Here is a 15,788-nt window from a genome sequence, read left to right on the forward strand (position 1 = left end):
TTTACTGCGTGCGAGTAAACTCCGGATAGGCCTCAACACCACACTCGGTGATATCCAGCCCCATCATTTCTTCTTCCTCGGTCACACGAATGCCCATGATCGCTTTGAGGATCATCCACAGCACTAGGCTGACAACGAAAGTCCAAACAAAGATCGTTGCGATACCAATGAACTGTGCACCAAAGGTTGCCCCGTCGGCCCAAAGCGGAACCGCCAGCACACCCCAGATACCAGCGGTACCGTGAGCGGAGATCGCACCAACTGGATCATCCAGCTTGAGCTTGTCGAGCGCTACAATAGAGAGCACTACCAGCACACCACCCACAACACCGATCAGGGTAGCCCCCAGAAGGCTTGGGATATTCGGACCGGCCGTGATGGAAACAAGCCCGGCGATGCCACCGTTCAGCGCCATCGTCAGGTCAGCCTTGCCAAACATCAGCCTTGCGGTAATCAGTGCGGCAACAACGCCACCAGCAGCCGCTAAGTTGGTGTTAGCAAAAACCAGCGCAACGGCATTGGCTGAGTCAACATCAGAGACTTTAAGCTCAGAGCCACCGTTAAATCCAAACCAGCCTAACCACAGAATGAACACGCCCAACGTGGCGAGTGGCATGTTGGTACCTGGGATTGGCTTAACTTCACCGTTCGCACCGTACTTGCCCTTACGAGGACCAAGCACAATGACCGCGGCCAAGGCTGCGGCGGCGCCAAACAAATGCACAATGCCCGAGCCTGCGTAATCGGAGTATCCCAAGTCGCTCAGGAAGCCGCCGCCCCAGCTCCAGAAACCCTGAACTGGGTACACAATGCCCGTTAAGACCACGGCAAACAGCAGGAAGGACCAGAGCTTCATACGCTCAGCCACCGCACCCGAGATGATGGACATGGCCGTTGCCACAAACACCACTTGGAAGAAAAAGTCAGACATATTGGAGTAGTAAGCATCGCTGCCTGCCACAATATCGGCTGCTGCGTTATCCGCTGCCCCTAAAATCAGGCTAAATGAGGGAATAATCGAGCTAACGCCACCGCCATACATAATGTTATAGCCAATCACCATGTACATAATGCAAGCAATCGCATAGAGCGCGACGTTCTTGGTTAAAATTTCTGTGGTGTTTTTGGCCCGAACCAGTCCGGCCTCTAACATCGTAAATCCGGCCGCCATCCACATGACGAGCGCGCCAGAAATTAGAAAGTAAAAAGTATCTAGCGCGTATGCGAGCTGCGCTAATTGGTTGAGTTCTTCAGCCATTGTTCAAGACTCCCATTAATTCAAAAATCGTTTTTACAGCGCGTCCGTATTGGTCTCGCCAGTCCTAATGCGTACGGCCTGCTCGACAGGCGCAACAAAGATTTTTCCGTCACCGATCTTGCCGGTGTTGGCGGCTTTGGTGATGGCATCTACGGCCTGCTCGACCATGCCGTCGTCGATGACCACCTCTACCTTCATTTTTGGTAGAAAATCGACAACATACTCAGCGCCACGATAGAGCTCGGTATGGCCTTTTTGGCGGCCAAATCCTTTGACCTCCGTGACAGTGACGCCCTGAACTCCGATTTCCGAGAGCGACTCTCGAACATCATCGAGCTTAAAGGGCTTGATAATGGCGGTGATTAACTTCATTCCTCTTGTCTCCGCAGTAGGGCCGACCCCATGTCGTACCTGTGGATGGAAATAACTCAAACCTGTTTATGCACGGTTCGTGCCAAATGCTGCAGAGCATCAAAAAGAAACACATTTCGCGATTCAAAACTGTGCATTCGCACCAAAAAAGACGCCCCAGCAGAGGCGGCGCTCTGTTTTGGTGCACACAGGACCGACTAAAGGGATTGGGCTTTAGAGCTGAGCCACGTAAACTAAAAGACACTACGAACCGGAGGCAAAATCATGCTCGATCCAAAGCAACTCGACGAACTCGCACGGCGCTTTACCGAGCAATTACCAAGCGGACTGCGTGATCTGCAGCAGGAAGTCGAAAAAAATGTTCGCATCGCTGCGCAAAGTGCGTTTAACCGAATGGAATTGGTCACGCGAGAAGAATTTGATGCACAGGCAAAGGTCCTTGCACGCACCAGAGAAAAACTCGAGGCCTTAGAAGCTCGTATTGCGGCACTGGAAGGTACCGAAAAAGCCGAGTAAAACTGCCACATTGCACAAGGAGGTGCATGGGCCATGTCACTTGCGGTTGTTGAAACACGCACGCTTCTTGGTGTGCAAGCGCCCAAGATCAATGTTGAAGTTCATCTCGGGGGCGGCCTGCCCTCCATGTCAATTGTTGGGTTACCGGATGCCGCGGTGCGAGAGGCTCGTGCCCGCGTTCGTGGCGCCCTAGAGAATAGTGGTTACCGATTCCCGCCACGGCGGGTCACCATTAACCTTGCGCCGGCGGATTTACCGAAAGACGGGGCGCGATTTGATTTAGCCATTGCCATTGGCATCTTAATGGCCGTTGGCGAGCTACCAGCAGATGCCATCACAAACACGCTTTTTAGCGCAGAGCTAGCACTCAGCGGAGCATTGCGTCCCATCCATGGGATCCTACCCATCGCAGCACATAGCCAACATGCCAATGAAACCTTGATTGTTGCCAATGCCAATGCCGCCGAGGCCGCACTGGCTCATGGAAAAATTCACAGCGCTGAAAGCCTGGCAGAGGTGATTTCACATTTGCGCGGTAGTGCACCGTTACCATTGGTCACTGCTGATCCTGGTTTTATTCAAACACCCGCGGTAGTTATGGAGGATTTGAGTGATGTGCGTGGTCAACACCGCGCTAGACGTGCACTAGAGCTAGCCGCAGCGGGGGGCCATAGCCTTTTGTTTCGTGGACCACCCGGTAGTGGCAAAACCATGCTGGCCAGTCGACTCCCGGGGCTTATGCCAGCGATGACCACTGAAGAGGCCCTAGAGAGCGCTACGATTCAATCGATTGCCCAGGGTGGGTATGACGCCAACCAATGGGGGCAACGCCCTTTTAGGCGCCCTCACCACACCACCACGTCCACGGCGCTAACTGGGGGTGGTGCTAAGCCACGCCCCGGTGAAATCTCTCTAGCGCACCATGGCGTTTTATTTCTCGACGAGCTACCAGAATTTCCACGTGCTGCCCTTGAGGCGCTACGCGAGCCGTTAGAAAGCCAGGTCATTCATATCACGCGGGCCCGCCATCATATGACTTACCCAGCCAATTTTCAGTTAGTGGCCGCCATGAACCCCTGCCCCTGTGGTTATAGGGGTGATCAAAACGGGTTATGTAAATGTCTTGATAATAAAGTCAGACAATATTGCGCCAAGCTGAGTGGCCCATTGCTAGATCGGATTGATCTTCAGGTTGATGTGGCACGCGTAAAGGCCGCGGAGCTGGAAGACTTAGACGTGGCAGAGAACAGCACAACCGTTCGCAACCGCGTCAGTCGAGTACGATCGGTACAAATGGCACGTGATGGCGTACCCGCGGCCCTGCTGGATAATCAGGCACTAAAGGCAAGCTGCCCCCTAAGCCCTGCCGCAATGGCCGTGCTCCGTCGAGCCAGCGATCAATTCAACCTCACGGCAAGAGCCTGGCACCGATGCCTACGGCTGACTCGCACGATTGCAGATTTAGAAGGCGAGAAGACCCCACAGCCCCATCATGTTGCTGAGGCCGTGGGCTATCGAATGAATCTAAGACTCGGGGATCTCTAATCCCGTTTCTGTAACCACCATCCACTCAATGGCCGCACGAATCTCTTCTTCAGTGGCACTGGCACCCTGGGCAGGCATATTGCCGTAGCCTTGCGCCGTATGCTCAATTAGCGTGGCCCAACCCTGGCCGATGCGCGCTGACCACCCTTCGGCATCGCCAACACCCGGTGCGTTCATGAAATTGCCTTGATGACAGGCAATACAAACAGCCTGCACTACCTGCTCACCACTGCGCACTTCCATCACGCCATCATCTTCTGCGGCTGAATCGGCACCAGCCATAACCGGCGCTGGATCACCCGTCAGCCGCACAGAGTAAAGCGGATTCATATTTTGTTGCGCACGCTCTTGGGCAAGGGCGGCCCGCTCGGGGTTATCAGTTCCAAAAAAAACATTCGCGATCAGAATTAAAAATACTGTGACTCCGAGCAGTGCCCCAATCACCATCGCAAAGTTACGAATGAAAACGTTATCCTGCTCTGCGCTCACTAAGCTACCCTCACCATTAAAATTCAATTCTGCAAAGTATAGCGACAATGCTGATAAGCGAAAACTGTTGTACAATTCTGCCCGTGCGCCCGTAGCTCAGCTGGATAGAGCGTCGGCCTCCGAAGCCGAAGGTCACAGGTTCGACTCCTGTCGGGCGCGCCACCTTTTTGCAGGAAGTAATTATCGTGAAAGCATTCTTTGATCCTCGGCAAGACTTACATCACCCGCGCACCTATTTTACGCGGGGCCAAATGCGCGCACCGCAGGAAATTCCTGAGCGCACTGGTCACATTCGAACGGGTCTTGAGAGCACCGGCATCGTCACGCAAACCCCAGCAGATCACGGCATGCGGCCAATCAACCGGGTACATGACTTAGGCTATCTGCGGTTCTTGCAGGCCTGTCATGCAGAATGGACAAGCATGCCCGAGGATTGGGGTAACGAGGTTATTTCTAATATTTTTGTTCGCTCACCCAACAACCTGCGCGGTATTTTGGCTGAGGCTGCGTGTTATCTGGCCGATGGCAGCTGCCCAGTGGGAGAACATACTTGGGAGGCCGCGTATTGGTCAGCACAATGCGCTGTCAGCGCTGCTGATGAAGTGGTTAAAGGCGAAAACATGAGCTTTGCGCTGTGCCGCCCACCAGGCCACCACGCAAGGCGGGATGCCGCCGGCGGCTTTTGTTATCTCAATAACGCCGCCATTGCCGCTGAAGCGTTGCAGGCGCGTTTTCCGCGCATCGCAATTTTAGATACCGACGTGCATCATGGTCAGGGCATTCAAGAGATCTTTTATGATCGCGCAGACGTCCTTTATATATCGATTCATGGTGACCCCACCAACTTCTACCCTGTCGTAACGGGCTTTGAAGATGAGCGCGGCACGGGTGAAGGCATGGGTTACAACTTAAACCTGCCTCTACCCCATGGATCAGGGCCCGCGGCTTTTTATCGTCAGCTCGATAAGGCATTAAACGCAATCAAACTGTTTGCGCCAGATGCCTTTGTTTTTTGTAATGGCTTTGATATCTATCGAGAAGATCCGCAGGCCAAAATTGGCGTCGAACCCGATGATATCCAGCAGCTGGGCAGCCAAATTGCCCAATTAAACCTGCCAACGGTGGTTATTCAGGAGGGCGGCTATCATTACGATAGCTTAGCGAGTAATACAGAGCGGTTGATTGCCGGGCTAACTCACGCGGGCTAGGCTAATCGCCCAGCCAAAAATCTCGGGTTAGCCAAGCGCCCAGTGGCTGAAGCGCTGGCAGGGCATCAGCGCGCAGTGCCGCTCTGCAAACGCTCACCATCTCTTTGGCCAGCACATCAAACTCACCCACGTGATACCCCACCGAGAGATGGCGTTTTACCACCGGCCCGGGCAGCGGCACGATCTGAACATGGCGTAGCCGCTCGCGCCCCTGCAGCAGACACAGCGGTGTCGTCACGGCAAAACCCAGCCCGGCGCCAACCATCGTAAAAACCGAATCGGTGGAATCGAAGGCCAAATTACACCTTGGCTGCAAGCGGAGCCGACTGAGATGCAGGGCAACTTGTCGTGATAATGCCGCACGCTCGCTATAAGCCACCAATTCAAGATCGGCCACTATACGCTCTAGCCCTTCATCGGCATGCGGGTAATCTGCTGGTAGAACCAGGACCATCGGCTCTGCTAACAGCGGCTCAGCGGCAATGCCTTCCTGCTCAACCAGACTGGTGTCGCTGGTAATCACTAAATCCAGCTCACGCCGCCTTAGCCCATCCACATGGCTCAGTGACTGTCCTGATAACAGCAGACACCCACCGCCCGCCTCGCGCAGCCTGGTTGCCAGTGCGGGGCCAACGTTAACGGCAAGCGAATCAACCAAGCCGATGCGCAGCTTGGCTTCACCCACATTGGCAGCGCGCCGTACTGCCTGCGCGGCATCGGCGGCGGCAGCCAATAAGCGTCTGGCGCGGTGATGAAGCTCATGCCCAGGGTGGGTCAGTGCGGTTGGTCTTACGCTGCGATCTAATAAAGGTACGCCAAGCGCTTGTTCAAGCTGACGGATAACCTGAGAGACACCCGATTGCGACATGTTTAGGCGCCGTGCAGTTGCCGTCATACTGCCCGACTCAGCAACACTGACGAAAATCTCTAATGCACGCAAATCACTCAACCCCGCCTTGGGGCCGTCTTTGGCCATGCTATGGCATCCTTATTCTGGCTTTGCCTATCTTACCAATCGTAAGCGACCAGGCAGCGTCTGCGCCAGCGCTTCGGCATAACTACGCAGAGGGAATAAATCAAAGGCGCCGTCGGCGCGCGCATGCAGCATGACATCAATCTGGCCAATCTGCCCAGAAGCCGTGGCACCGTTAGGAAAGGCTGTAGCGCGCAAATCAATTGGCGTGAGCCGATCCAGCATGGTTCGCACTGACGGGCCTTCAAGTACAAACCAAGTGCGCTGCTGGCTACAGGCGATAACCATAGGCGCAGCAAACAGGGCGGGTAACTCAGCGGCAGCCTGCGCACTATTTGTCACAACATAGTACCGGGTTGGACGCAGCCGAATGGCGAGCACGTCGCTGATCTGCTGAAACGCACGATCATCTGCTGGCGACTCGACCACCCAGGCACCCACAATAGGCTGTTCACGCAAGGTCAGTTCCTGATCAGGCTTACCCATGCAACCGCTCCCCTTGCGGATCAACAAAAACAGGCGGCACCACCTTTACGGTGAATGTTTGATTAGCAAGCCCATCCCAGATCTCAATTATTTCGCCATGCCGAGCATCGCCCCGCGTCAGCATGCCCAAAGCAATCATTGAATCCATTGCAGGGCTAAATGTGACTGAGGTGACATGGCCTTCAATCGCATCACCACCCTCTTGCGCGCCAATTGGCCGCAATAGGCTGCCCGCCTTCAGCGGCGCCTGAGAATCCATCGGCAGCAAGCCCACCAACCGCGGCCGATTGGGCTTTTGCAGCCCTGGCCGGTGGCGAAGTGCCTGTCCCACACACGGCTTACGGCGGGCCACCATTCGCGCCAACCCCACATCATCCGCGGTTACTCGTCCATCCAATTCAGGCCCGGCAATATGCCCTTTTTCGATGCGCAGTGTGGCCATTGCCTCGGTGCCATAGGGCGTAATGGAATAAGCCTGCCCAACCTGCAAAATTTGCTCCCACAAGCGAAGGCCATGATCTGCCGTCACATACACCTCAAAGGCAAGCTCACCAGAATAGCTATTGCGCATAACCAAGCAATCTTTCCCCTCAAACAGGGTTTCTCTAACGCCAAGAAAGGGCAGTGCCTCGGCACTTAAGTCTTCTTCTGGCAGCAGCGCCTGTACCACCGCACGACTCTGTGGCCCAGCAATGGCGAAAGCCGCCCAATGATCAGAAACGCTAATTGCCATTGCTTGCAAATCCACCCAAGCCGTCTCAAGCAAAAACTCAATATGCGACAGAACCAAAGCAGCGTTTGCGGTGGTCGTTGTTAACAAATAACGATCTGTATCGAATCGCGCTACCGTGCCATCATCCATGATCAAGCCATCGTCTCTGAGCATTAAGCCATAACGGGCCTTACCGGGCGGTAGCGTTTTCATCCCGTTGGCATACAGCCGATTAACCACTTCAGGCGCATCTGGCCCAACCAGGGCAATTTTGCCAAGCGTAGAAACATCAACAACACCCACCGTGGCACGAACCTGCGCCGCTTCACGGCGAACAGCATGGGCCGCAGACTCACCCGGTTGTGGATAGACCCGAGGCCGATACCACAAGCCAGCGGTGATCATCTCAGCCCCTAAGGCGCGATGCGCAGCTTCGGCTGGGGCGCGACGCACGGGCCGAAAATCCCGATCGCGCTCCGCGGCGGTAAGCGCACCGAAGGTAATGGGAATATACGGAGGCCTAAAGGTTGTTGTACCCGCCTCTGCTACCGAACTGCCGAGCACTGTGGCAAGGGCATGCAAACCAAGAATATTCGATGTCTTCCCTTGGTCAGTCCCCATACCAAGGGTGGTGTAACGCTTTAAGTGCTCAACGGAGCGATAGCCTTCACGATAAGCCAGCTCAACATCTTCAACCGTTACATCATGTTGCCAATCAATAAATCGTTTTCCCCCACCGGCGGCTGGGAAAACGCGCAGACGATCCACCGGGCCCCAGTCTCCATCGTTGATGACACCCGCCGCGCGGCCAACCGTCTGAAACCCCTCGCCAAGCTCAGGCGGCAGAAAAATGCCATGCGTCTGATCAAACCCAGGGCGTCCGCCTAAATGACATTGCAAATGCACAGACGGCTGCCAACCGCCTGAAACTGCCACTGTGTCGCAGCGAACCGACTGCCGCTCATTCATTCTTGCCGCGGTTCCTTCCAGCGGCACAATTTCAGCACCAGCAACTGACTGCCAGCCACGAGCACGCCCAATCACGCACCCTACGTGGTAAGGAATGCCGGCATCAGCAAGCCTAGCCATCCCGTCGCTAGGCGGTGTCTGTCTCGAATCAACAACGCCCACCACATGAACGCCGAGTTGCTTGAGTGACAAAGCGGTTTGCACAATTTGCTCATCGCCACCCGCCAATAACACCGCCTTGCCGGGTGCAACGCCAAAACGAAACGCATAACCCAGCGCAGCGCCGGCTAACATCACGCCCGGCAGGTCGTTGCCCACAAAGGCGAGTGGCTGCTCGATGGCACCGGTTGCAAAAATCACCTGTTTCGGGCGAACAACCCAACTACGCTGACGCGCACCGGATGGCGCATCACTTGCTACCGTCTCAATCAACCCAACAACTTTGTCATCATAAAGGCCGTAGGCAGCGGTTTCTTTAAGCAAACGGACATTGGGCTGGCCTTCGAGCTCACGAACGGTCTGCTCCACCCAATCCTGCCCTGCCTGTCCATTCACTAACGCGGGCGCTAAGGCAAGCTGACCACCAAACCAGGCACGCTCCTCAGCAACCATTACATCGGCACCGGTTGCTGCGGCCGTGCGCGCAGCCTCTAAACCCGCCGCTCCACCACCAATCACAAGCACATCACAGCTTGCCTCGATTTGCCCATACCGATCAGGATCTGGCCCATCAGGTGCTTTGCCCAATCCAGCAGCACGCCGAATCACCCGCTCATAAAGCGGCTCCCAGGCACTGGCTGGGCGCATAAATGTTTTGTAATAGAACCCCGCCACAAAAAAGGGCGCAAACAGCCCATTAATGGCCATCAAATCAAAACGGGGTGATGGCCAGCAGTTTTGTGAAGATGCCGCCATGCCCTGCCTAAGCATGACCGTTGTTGCTTTGGTATTGGGCTCGGCTTGAGCACCGGTGCCAAGAGTAACCAGTGCTGCGGGCTCTTCGCTACCAATGCTTAAAATGCCGCGTGGGCGATGATATTTAAAGCTCCGCCCAATTATCCGCTGATGATTCGCTAATAATGCCGACGCTAATGTATCGCCCTGCAGCCCCGTATAGCGGCGGCCATTGAAGCTAAATTCAATCGGGCTATCGGTATCAATACCTATCGCGTTAGGCAGTCTATTGGCCATGGGGTAACCCCACCTCTGCGATTTCATGGGTTGCGGTATTTCGAGTTACCTGAAGCCAAGCTCGGCAGCCATGCAGATGCTGCCAGTACTCTTGATGCCAGCCTCGCGGATTCTTGCGTGAAAAGACGTATTGCGCCCAACGCTCCGCATCTAAATCTGCTTCATCAGGCCGCGGCTGAGTTGCATCACCGCCGTAGGCAAACTCGGCCAAGTCTCGCTGGCCACAATAAGGACAGGTAATTCGCATACTCAGTGGCTCCTAATGCGCCCAGGGGCGAGGCCCCATACCCTTTTCATCGAGCGTTAGTCCTTTTTCAAAACGCTCTAGCGTAAAGTCGGTTGCCAGCGGATGATGCCCACCATTGGCCAGCGAATGGGCAAAACACCAGCCTGAGGCTGGCGTTGCCTTAAACCCGCCGTAACACCAGCCACCGTTAAGAAAAAGGCCATCGACAGGCGTGGGGCCAATAATTGGACTGCCGTCCATGGTCATATCCATTACACCCCCCCAATGCCGCAGCAAGCGTAATCGAGAGACTTGGGGCATTAGGGCAACCGCACTTGAAATCACATCACGCAAGATCGGCATGTTGCCGCGCTGGGCATACGAGTTATAACCATCCAGATCGCCCCCAAATACCAAGCCACCCTTGTCAGACTGACTGATATAAAAATGCGCAGCGCCAAAACCCACCACATGATCGAGGCAAGGTTTGATTGACTCACTAACAAACGCCTGCAAAATATGGCTTTCGATGGGTAGCTCAAACCCGGCCATTTGCGCTAGGCGCCCTGAGTTGCCGGCAACCGCCACCCCCACGCGCCCTGCGCCGATGGTGCCCAAGTTTGTTTTCACACCCACCACTCGCTCACCTGAGAATTCAAAGCCGCTGACTTCACAGTTTTGAATGATATCCACACCTAAACGATCAGCTGCACGCGCATAGCCCCATGCCACAGCATCATGTCGTGCAGTGCCTGCGCGGCCTTGATAAAGCGCTCCATAAATCGGAAAACGCGCCGAGTCGCGATAATCTAGTTGCGGCAACGCCTCCTGCACCGCCTGTGCATCAAGCAACTCGGCGTCGATACCATGGGCGCGCATCACATTCCCCCGTCTGCGCGCGGCATCAACTTGGGCATCGCTATGCACCAAGTTAAATTGCCCACGCTGGGAGAGCATGACGTTAAAATTTAGATCTTGAGACAGCCCTTCCCAGAGCTTCATTGACCATTCATAAAAGTCGACATTACTGCCAATCATGTAATTGGAGCGAACAATTGTGGTGTTGCGCCCCGTATTGCCACCGCCAATCCAGCCTTTTTCTAAAACAGCGATACGCCCGACGCGATGATTTTTGGCCAGATAATAGGCAGTTGCCAGGCCATGACCGCCCCCGCCGATGATAATCACGTCATAATGTTTGGCTGGCGTGGGTGCACGCCATGCAAGCGGCCAGCCGCGATGACCACGCAGGCCCTGTTTGAACAAATTGAATGCGGAATAACGCATGATGGGGTCAAGTGTAGTCATGCATTACCATGCTATGCCGCTATTTGCACAAAAACTAGGGCAAACAATCAGTTTTACTTATGGAAGATCAGGCAAAATCTGATACAACCGGCGTACTGATCGCAACGACCGGTGCGCTGACCTTTGCAGCAATGGTGGCCGTATTTCCGGCTGCAATTGCACCTGCAATTGGCGTTGCGCTTGAGGTATCCCCTTCATTAATCGGCATTCAAATCAGCCTGCTCTACTTTGGCGCTATGCTGGCATCTTTAACGGGTGGTGGCGTTAATCAGCGGCTAGGTGCCTGCCGCACCACCCAAGTTGCTTTAGGTTTACTCGCCACCGGCGCGGCATTAATGGCGATCGGTACGTTGCCCTTGTTTGTATTCTCTAGCGTGCTAATGGGGCTTGGATATGGCCTCACCAATCCCGCGGCCTCCCACCTACTAGTGCGCTTTACCGACAAAAATCGGCGCGGCCTGGTCTTTGGTATTAAACAAACCGGTGTTCCACTGGGCGGCATGCTAGCCGGTGCCGTAGCGCCCGCCTTGGCTGTTGCCTATGGCTGGCGTGTGGCGGTGATTAGCGTGGTGATACCCGCTGTACTGGGATTAATTTTATTGCAGCGACGGCGTCACCAATGGGATGGCGATCGGCGTCGGACAACAACATGGCAGGCTGCACCATTTGCTGACCTTATGCTCGTTTGGCGGCACCAGCCACTGCGACTACTCGCTATTGCGTCATTTTTCTTTAGTGCCTCGCAGCTCTGCTTAACCGTTTTTACCGTCACCTTGCTCGTCGAGGACATCCACCTTTCATTGGTGCATGCCGGGGTTATTCTTGCGATCGTGCAGGTGGTTGGGGTTATTGGGCGCATGCTCTGGGGCTGGATTGCCGATGCTATTGGCAATGGGCTGATCGCCTTACTCTTAGTGAATAGCGTTTCGCTCTCAGGCAGCCTTCTCGTTACGCAAATGACCCAGGCATGGCCTATTTGGCTGATCACAGCGGCGCTCTGCCTATTTAGCTTTGGTGCCCTCAGCTGGAACGGGGTTTATTTGTCAGAGGTTGCTCGCGCCGCGCCAGCCGGCGCCGTTGCGCGCATTTCGGGCGGCGCACTTTTTGTCACGTTTGCTGGCGTGATGGTGGGGCCAACGGTCTTTACCCTAATGCAGCCACTGATTGGCAGCTACACAAAAACGTTTTTTCTTGTTGCCGCGGGCACTCTAATTGGCATGAGCCTGATTTGGAGGGCACGCCGGCTGAGCAGTTACCCGCTAACTGAGGACCAGTGATCGAGTACAACCAGCAGAATCAAAATTACCAAGGTAACCACCAAATTGATTCGGCTGTAGCGTGGTTTTTCAGCATTCATGATTAGTTATCCATACCAAAGCGAGGTCGCAGGGCAACACCCATAATGGAGCCGAGAAAACCAAAGACCAGCCAAACCCAGCCATGCAGACTTGCCGTTGCAATACCGCTAAAGAATGCACCGATATTGCAGCCAAAACCTAATCTTGCGCCATAACCCATCAGCAACCCGCCAATAATGGCCGCACTCACATTTAAAAGCCCAAGGCGATTTTGACTACCCGCATTAAACCGGCCCGCCAACCCAGCGGCCAACATTGCCCCTAACAGCAGCCCAAAGTTCATCACGGAAGTTACATTCACTAATACGCTTTCACGCAGCACACGGGCAGGATACGGCCAGCTCCAGTATTCAAACTGACTCATATCAACACCCACTGCTGCTAGGGCCTTAGCACCCCATACCGCAAAGGCAAACGTAATACCCCATGGCTGGCCAGCAATCAATAAAGTGGCTAGCCCTAGACCGGCTAGCGCAATTACGCCCCAAATCAGCGGCCAACCACCACCAATTAAAGTGACCCACCAGGGGCCATCTGGGCGCACAAACAGCCGCTCAACCGAGCCATGCCGCTCACGCTCAACATTAACCACCACCCAAACGAGCGCCAACAACACGGAAACTTGCAATAAAATCGCGCCGACCGGATCCAGCGATTGCGCTAAATCGATGGCGCCGATATTGGGCCCAGCCAGCCACCAGGGTAAATGGATGGTGCCAAGCACCGAACCCACAATAAACGCGATTAGGGTTATTAACATGCGCCGATTGCCAGCACCTACGGTAAATAGAGTGCCTGAACCACAACCCCCGCCAAGCTGCATTCCCACGCCAAACAAGAAGCTGCCAACAATCACAAAACCACCCACTGGTGCGATTGCGCCATTGGCTAAGCCACTGGCAACCACAGGAATGAAGAGCACGGAAGAGACGGCCAGCAAAATCAGCTGAGCGCGCAGCCCACGGCTGCGGCGTTTAACAATATAGTTACGCCACCCAGCGGTAAATCCGAAGGCAGCGTGATACAGGGCAACGCCCAAGCCGCCACCAATTAAAAATAGCGCCACAAACTGCGCTGATGCCTGCTGCCAAATCAGCACGCCAAGCACCAAAGCCGCAATGCCAACGACGGTTAAAACAAAGCGATCGCCCTGCAGGCGCTTGGCACTTGCAGGGCGTTCTCCATTGATGGCTTCAGCCAGCGTTGACATGCGTGAGCTCTTATCCCTAGTTCAACAGGTCGCTAAGCGCTTGCTGACCCGCCACCAAGGGCCGATTAGCATCCTGCGTCCACTCTGTCATCGAGCCATCGTACATTGCCACGCTCTCTAGCCCGGCCACCTCAGATAGCGCAAACCATACAGTCGCCGCCCAATGGCCGGTATTGCAGAAGGAAACGACTGGCTCGCTGCCATCAATACCCGCAGCGTCGACCAGACGGGATACCTCGGCGGCATCCACAAAGTTCGAAGAGCCTTCCTGCACTAACAGATGCTCTTCTAAACTGGCCGCACCGGGGATGGTGCCCGCGTTTGCTGATGCCGGATGTTTCGCTTCACCACGAAACTGCGCAGCCGGCCGGGCATCTACCAACTGTGAGCCGCCATTGATGCCAGCTTGCACCTGCTCTGCGCTCACCAAAAGCTCTGGGCGCAGGTTTGCCGTAAAGTTACCCGCGGTGGCGTTAGTCTGACCGGTTGCTAGCTCGCCACCTGCATCAACCCAACCCTTCAAGCCGCCGTTGAGAATACCCACCGCATCATGCCCCAACAGCTTAAAGGTCCAATACACTCGGGCAGCACTACCGAAGTCAGTTGACCCGACGCCAGCTGGCACAATGACCACTGCGTCATCATTACTCACACCCAAGCTTTGAATGTAGGTTTGCAGATCTTCAACGCCCGGTGTCATGCCAGGCACGCCATTAACGCTGGTCCGCCACCCACCATCGGTGTAGCTTGCGTAAACGGAGCCTGGAATATGACCGGCGGCAAAACCTTCCGCATTCGTACCGTCGATGCCGCTGCGCACGTCAATAATGACAAGATTATCGGCCTGTAAGTTGTCGGCTAACCATGCGCTATCGACCAACGGCGTTACCGCTGGTGCAGCCAATACGGCGCCCCCAGAAACAAACAATGCCAAGGCAGCGAACACAGCCTTTACCTTATTCATTGAACCACTCCAGTTATTCAGAAAGATTGCCCCGTAGGCTACCCGCATCGTTAACAATGAAAAGGAATTATTTATGCTATGTATATAACTAAATAGAATAAAGATTAGCTAAACCATGCCAGCAGGCGCGGGATAAAGCGCGCTAGCTCGCCAGTCATCATGACAAAATCAGCATCAAAGCGCTCTGCCGGGGTTTCGGCCTCCCGATCACCACTTTCGGATTGCACCAAATCGGCAAAGCGCAGCCGTTTAATCGATAAATCCGTATCCATCACCGCTTCAAGGCGCTGATCCCAGGCAATCGCCAGCCGCTTAACCCGCTTACCCGCCTTAATATGGGCACGGATTTCGTTACTTCTTAAATCCTGTCGACGGCAGCTAATTTCAGCGCCTTCGCTGCGCGGGTCTTCAAAAACCGCTTCCTCGCCTGGCTCTAAATCACTTGGAAACCGATCATGTGCCAGCCACTCTGTCATAACTTGATGCGGTGCTGAATCCGTTTGCAGCGGCCGCAATGGCAAGCTGCTTAGCGCTGCGCGCAGGTCTTCGGTAAATATCTCCGCCTCTTTCCAGCTGCTCGCATCCACCACCAGCCAGCGATTCTCCATATCAAAGTAGCCATAGGTTTTTCGCCGCTTTGTAAACGCTCGAGGCAACAGATCCATGGTCACTTCTTCTTTAAGCCGGGTGCGCTCGCGCTTGCCTAAGGGCCTTGCCATTGCCGCTTCACGCTCCTCAGCACGTTGCTCGACATTTTCTTTAACGACGGCTGCCGGCAGCACCCGCACTTCAGTTTGCAAGCACATCATCATTTGTGTGCCCGCCACATGCGCAAGTAGCTCACCCCCGGTGCTTAGCGGCGACACCCAGCCCCGAGTTTCAGGGTCATGCGGACCAACGGGTTGAAATGCCGCTCCTGCTAAGCGTGACTCCAACTGCTCAGAACTTAACGCGAACGCATCAGCAAGCTGATAAACGCAAAGATTGCGAAACCACATGGAAA

15 protein-coding genes and 1 tRNA gene are annotated in these 15,788 nt (G+C 54.8%); 5 read left to right on the forward strand and 11 right to left on the reverse strand.

Annotated features, from left to right (window positions below):
- Position 1: 1 nt before the first annotated feature.
- Together GH984_RS05215 and GH984_RS05220 are read right to left on the reverse strand one after the other, a co-directional pair.
- Complete coding sequence (locus GH984_RS05215; RefSeq protein WP_153719135.1) at positions 2 to 1,258, reverse strand: ammonium transporter; 1,257 nt, start codon at positions 1,256 to 1,258, stop codon at positions 2 to 4.
- 33 nt (positions 1,259 to 1,291) lie between these two features.
- Positions 1,292 to 1,630, reverse strand: a complete 339-nt coding sequence (locus GH984_RS05220; protein ID WP_153719136.1) for a P-II family nitrogen regulator — start codon at positions 1,628 to 1,630, stop codon at positions 1,292 to 1,294.
- Between the two features lie 264 nt (positions 1,631 to 1,894).
- On the opposite strand from GH984_RS05220, the gene ubiK reads away from it, so the two are divergent.
- Both ubiK and GH984_RS05230 read left to right on the forward strand, forming a co-directional pair.
- Positions 1,895 to 2,146: a ubiquinone biosynthesis accessory factor UbiK gene (ubiK, locus tag GH984_RS05225; RefSeq protein WP_153719137.1), complete on the forward strand. Its 252-nt coding sequence runs from the start codon at positions 1,895 to 1,897 to the stop codon at positions 2,144 to 2,146.
- Between the two features lie 33 nt (positions 2,147 to 2,179).
- Positions 2,180 to 3,691 (forward strand): YifB family Mg chelatase-like AAA ATPase, encoded by a 1,512-nt coding sequence (locus tag GH984_RS05230; RefSeq protein WP_153719138.1) that lies wholly within the window; start codon positions 2,180 to 2,182, stop codon positions 3,689 to 3,691.
- On the opposite strand, the gene GH984_RS11080 is transcribed toward GH984_RS05230, so the two are convergent.
- Entirely contained in the window at positions 3,671 to 4,180 is a 510-nt protein-coding gene (locus tag GH984_RS11080) for a c-type cytochrome (RefSeq protein ID WP_172973171.1), read from the reverse strand. The genes GH984_RS05230 and GH984_RS11080 overlap by 21 nt on opposite strands.
- 85 nt (positions 4,181 to 4,265) lie before the next feature.
- On the opposite strand from GH984_RS11080, the gene GH984_RS05240 reads away from it, so the two are divergent.
- Both GH984_RS05240 and GH984_RS05245 read left to right on the forward strand, forming a co-directional pair.
- A tRNA-Arg gene (locus tag GH984_RS05240) sits at positions 4,266 to 4,342 on the forward strand.
- 23 nt (positions 4,343 to 4,365) lie between these two features.
- Positions 4,366 to 5,388, forward strand: coding sequence for a histone deacetylase family protein (locus GH984_RS05245; RefSeq protein ID WP_369691949.1), 1,023 nt, complete (start codon positions 4,366 to 4,368; stop codon positions 5,386 to 5,388).
- Between the two features lies 1 nt (position 5,389).
- Here the strand turns inward: GH984_RS05245 and GH984_RS05250 are convergent, their stop codons facing one another.
- Genes GH984_RS05250 through GH984_RS05270 form a run of 5 tightly spaced genes read right to left on the reverse strand, consistent with a single transcriptional unit; the run spans position 5,390 to position 11,253 of the window.
- A complete protein-coding gene (locus GH984_RS05250) occupies positions 5,390 to 6,364 on the reverse strand; it encodes a LysR family transcriptional regulator (protein ID WP_153719140.1) in 975 nt (324 codons plus the stop codon).
- A 27-nt stretch (positions 6,365 to 6,391) separates the two neighbouring features.
- Positions 6,392 to 6,847, reverse strand: a complete 456-nt coding sequence (locus tag GH984_RS05255; RefSeq protein ID WP_153719141.1) for an aminomethyltransferase family protein — start codon at positions 6,845 to 6,847, stop codon at positions 6,392 to 6,394.
- Complete coding sequence (locus GH984_RS05260; protein WP_172973172.1) at positions 6,840 to 9,719, reverse strand: 2Fe-2S iron-sulfur cluster-binding protein; 2,880 nt, start codon at positions 9,717 to 9,719, stop codon at positions 6,840 to 6,842. The genes GH984_RS05255 and GH984_RS05260 overlap by 8 nt, the downstream gene beginning before the upstream one ends.
- Positions 9,709 to 9,966: a sarcosine oxidase subunit delta gene (locus GH984_RS05265; protein WP_153719143.1), complete on the reverse strand. Its 258-nt coding sequence runs from the start codon at positions 9,964 to 9,966 to the stop codon at positions 9,709 to 9,711. The genes GH984_RS05260 and GH984_RS05265 overlap by 11 nt, the downstream gene beginning before the upstream one ends.
- Before the next feature lie 12 nt (positions 9,967 to 9,978).
- A complete protein-coding gene (locus tag GH984_RS05270; protein ID WP_253939125.1) occupies positions 9,979 to 11,253 on the reverse strand; it encodes a sarcosine oxidase subunit beta family protein in 1,275 nt (424 codons plus the stop codon).
- Between the two features lie 59 nt (positions 11,254 to 11,312).
- Between GH984_RS05270 and GH984_RS05275 the strand changes: the two genes are divergently transcribed.
- On the forward strand, positions 11,313 to 12,530 hold the full coding sequence (locus tag GH984_RS05275; protein ID WP_153719144.1) for an MFS transporter: 1,218 nt from the start codon (positions 11,313 to 11,315) through the stop codon (positions 12,528 to 12,530).
- 82 nt (positions 12,531 to 12,612) lie between these two features.
- Here GH984_RS05275 and GH984_RS05280 read toward each other — a convergent pair whose 3' ends face one another.
- The 3 genes from GH984_RS05280 to GH984_RS05290 form a co-directional block, all read right to left on the reverse strand.
- A complete protein-coding gene (locus tag GH984_RS05280) occupies positions 12,613 to 13,821 on the reverse strand; it encodes a YeeE/YedE family protein (protein ID WP_153719145.1) in 1,209 nt (402 codons plus the stop codon).
- A gap of 16 nt (positions 13,822 to 13,837) precedes the next feature.
- A complete protein-coding gene (locus GH984_RS05285) occupies positions 13,838 to 14,785 on the reverse strand; it encodes a sulfurtransferase (protein WP_153719146.1) in 948 nt (315 codons plus the stop codon).
- A 104-nt stretch (positions 14,786 to 14,889) separates the two neighbouring features.
- Positions 14,890 to 15,783 (reverse strand): recombination-associated protein RdgC, encoded by an 894-nt coding sequence (locus GH984_RS05290; protein WP_153719147.1) that lies wholly within the window; start codon positions 15,781 to 15,783, stop codon positions 14,890 to 14,892.
- Positions 15,784 to 15,788: the final 5 nt, after the last annotated feature.

Origin of the sequence: Spiribacter salilacus (assembly GCF_009649225.1) — a bacterium.
Taxonomy (GTDB): domain Bacteria; phylum Pseudomonadota; class Gammaproteobacteria; order Nitrococcales; family Nitrococcaceae; genus Spiribacter; species Spiribacter salilacus.

Excerpts from the sequence above, each read along its gene's own strand:
- GH984_RS05215 (WP_153719135.1), bottom strand. The coding sequence starts at position 1,258 with ATGGCTGAAGAACTCAACCAATTAGCGCAGCTCGCATACGCGCTAGAT.
- GH984_RS05220 (WP_153719136.1), bottom strand. The coding sequence starts at position 1,630 with ATGAAGTTAATCACCGCCATTATCAAGCCCTTTAAGCTCGATGATGTT.
- ubiK (WP_153719137.1), top strand. The coding sequence starts at position 1,895 with ATGCTCGATCCAAAGCAACTCGACGAACTCGCACGGCGCTTTACCGAG.
- GH984_RS05230 (WP_153719138.1), top strand. The coding sequence starts at position 2,180 with ATGTCACTTGCGGTTGTTGAAACACGCACGCTTCTTGGTGTGCAAGCG.
- GH984_RS05250 (WP_153719140.1), bottom strand. The coding sequence starts at position 6,364 with ATGGCCAAAGACGGCCCCAAGGCGGGGTTGAGTGATTTGCGTGCATTA.
- GH984_RS05255 (WP_153719141.1), bottom strand. The coding sequence starts at position 6,847 with ATGGGTAAGCCTGATCAGGAACTGACCTTGCGTGAACAGCCTATTGTG.
- GH984_RS05260 (WP_172973172.1), bottom strand. The coding sequence starts at position 9,719 with ATGGCCAATAGACTGCCTAACGCGATAGGTATTGATACCGATAGCCCG.
- GH984_RS05265 (WP_153719143.1), bottom strand. The coding sequence starts at position 9,966 with ATGCGAATTACCTGTCCTTATTGTGGCCAGCGAGACTTGGCCGAGTTT.
- GH984_RS05270 (WP_253939125.1), bottom strand. The coding sequence starts at position 11,253 with ATGACTACACTTGACCCCATCATGCGTTATTCCGCATTCAATTTGTTC.
- GH984_RS05275 (WP_153719144.1), top strand. The coding sequence starts at position 11,313 with ATGGAAGATCAGGCAAAATCTGATACAACCGGCGTACTGATCGCAACG.
- GH984_RS05280 (WP_153719145.1), bottom strand. The coding sequence starts at position 13,821 with ATGTCAACGCTGGCTGAAGCCATCAATGGAGAACGCCCTGCAAGTGCC.
- GH984_RS05285 (WP_153719146.1), bottom strand. The coding sequence starts at position 14,785 with ATGAATAAGGTAAAGGCTGTGTTCGCTGCCTTGGCATTGTTTGTTTCT.
- GH984_RS05290 (WP_153719147.1), bottom strand. The coding sequence starts at position 15,783 with ATGTGGTTTCGCAATCTTTGCGTTTATCAGCTTGCTGATGCGTTCGCG.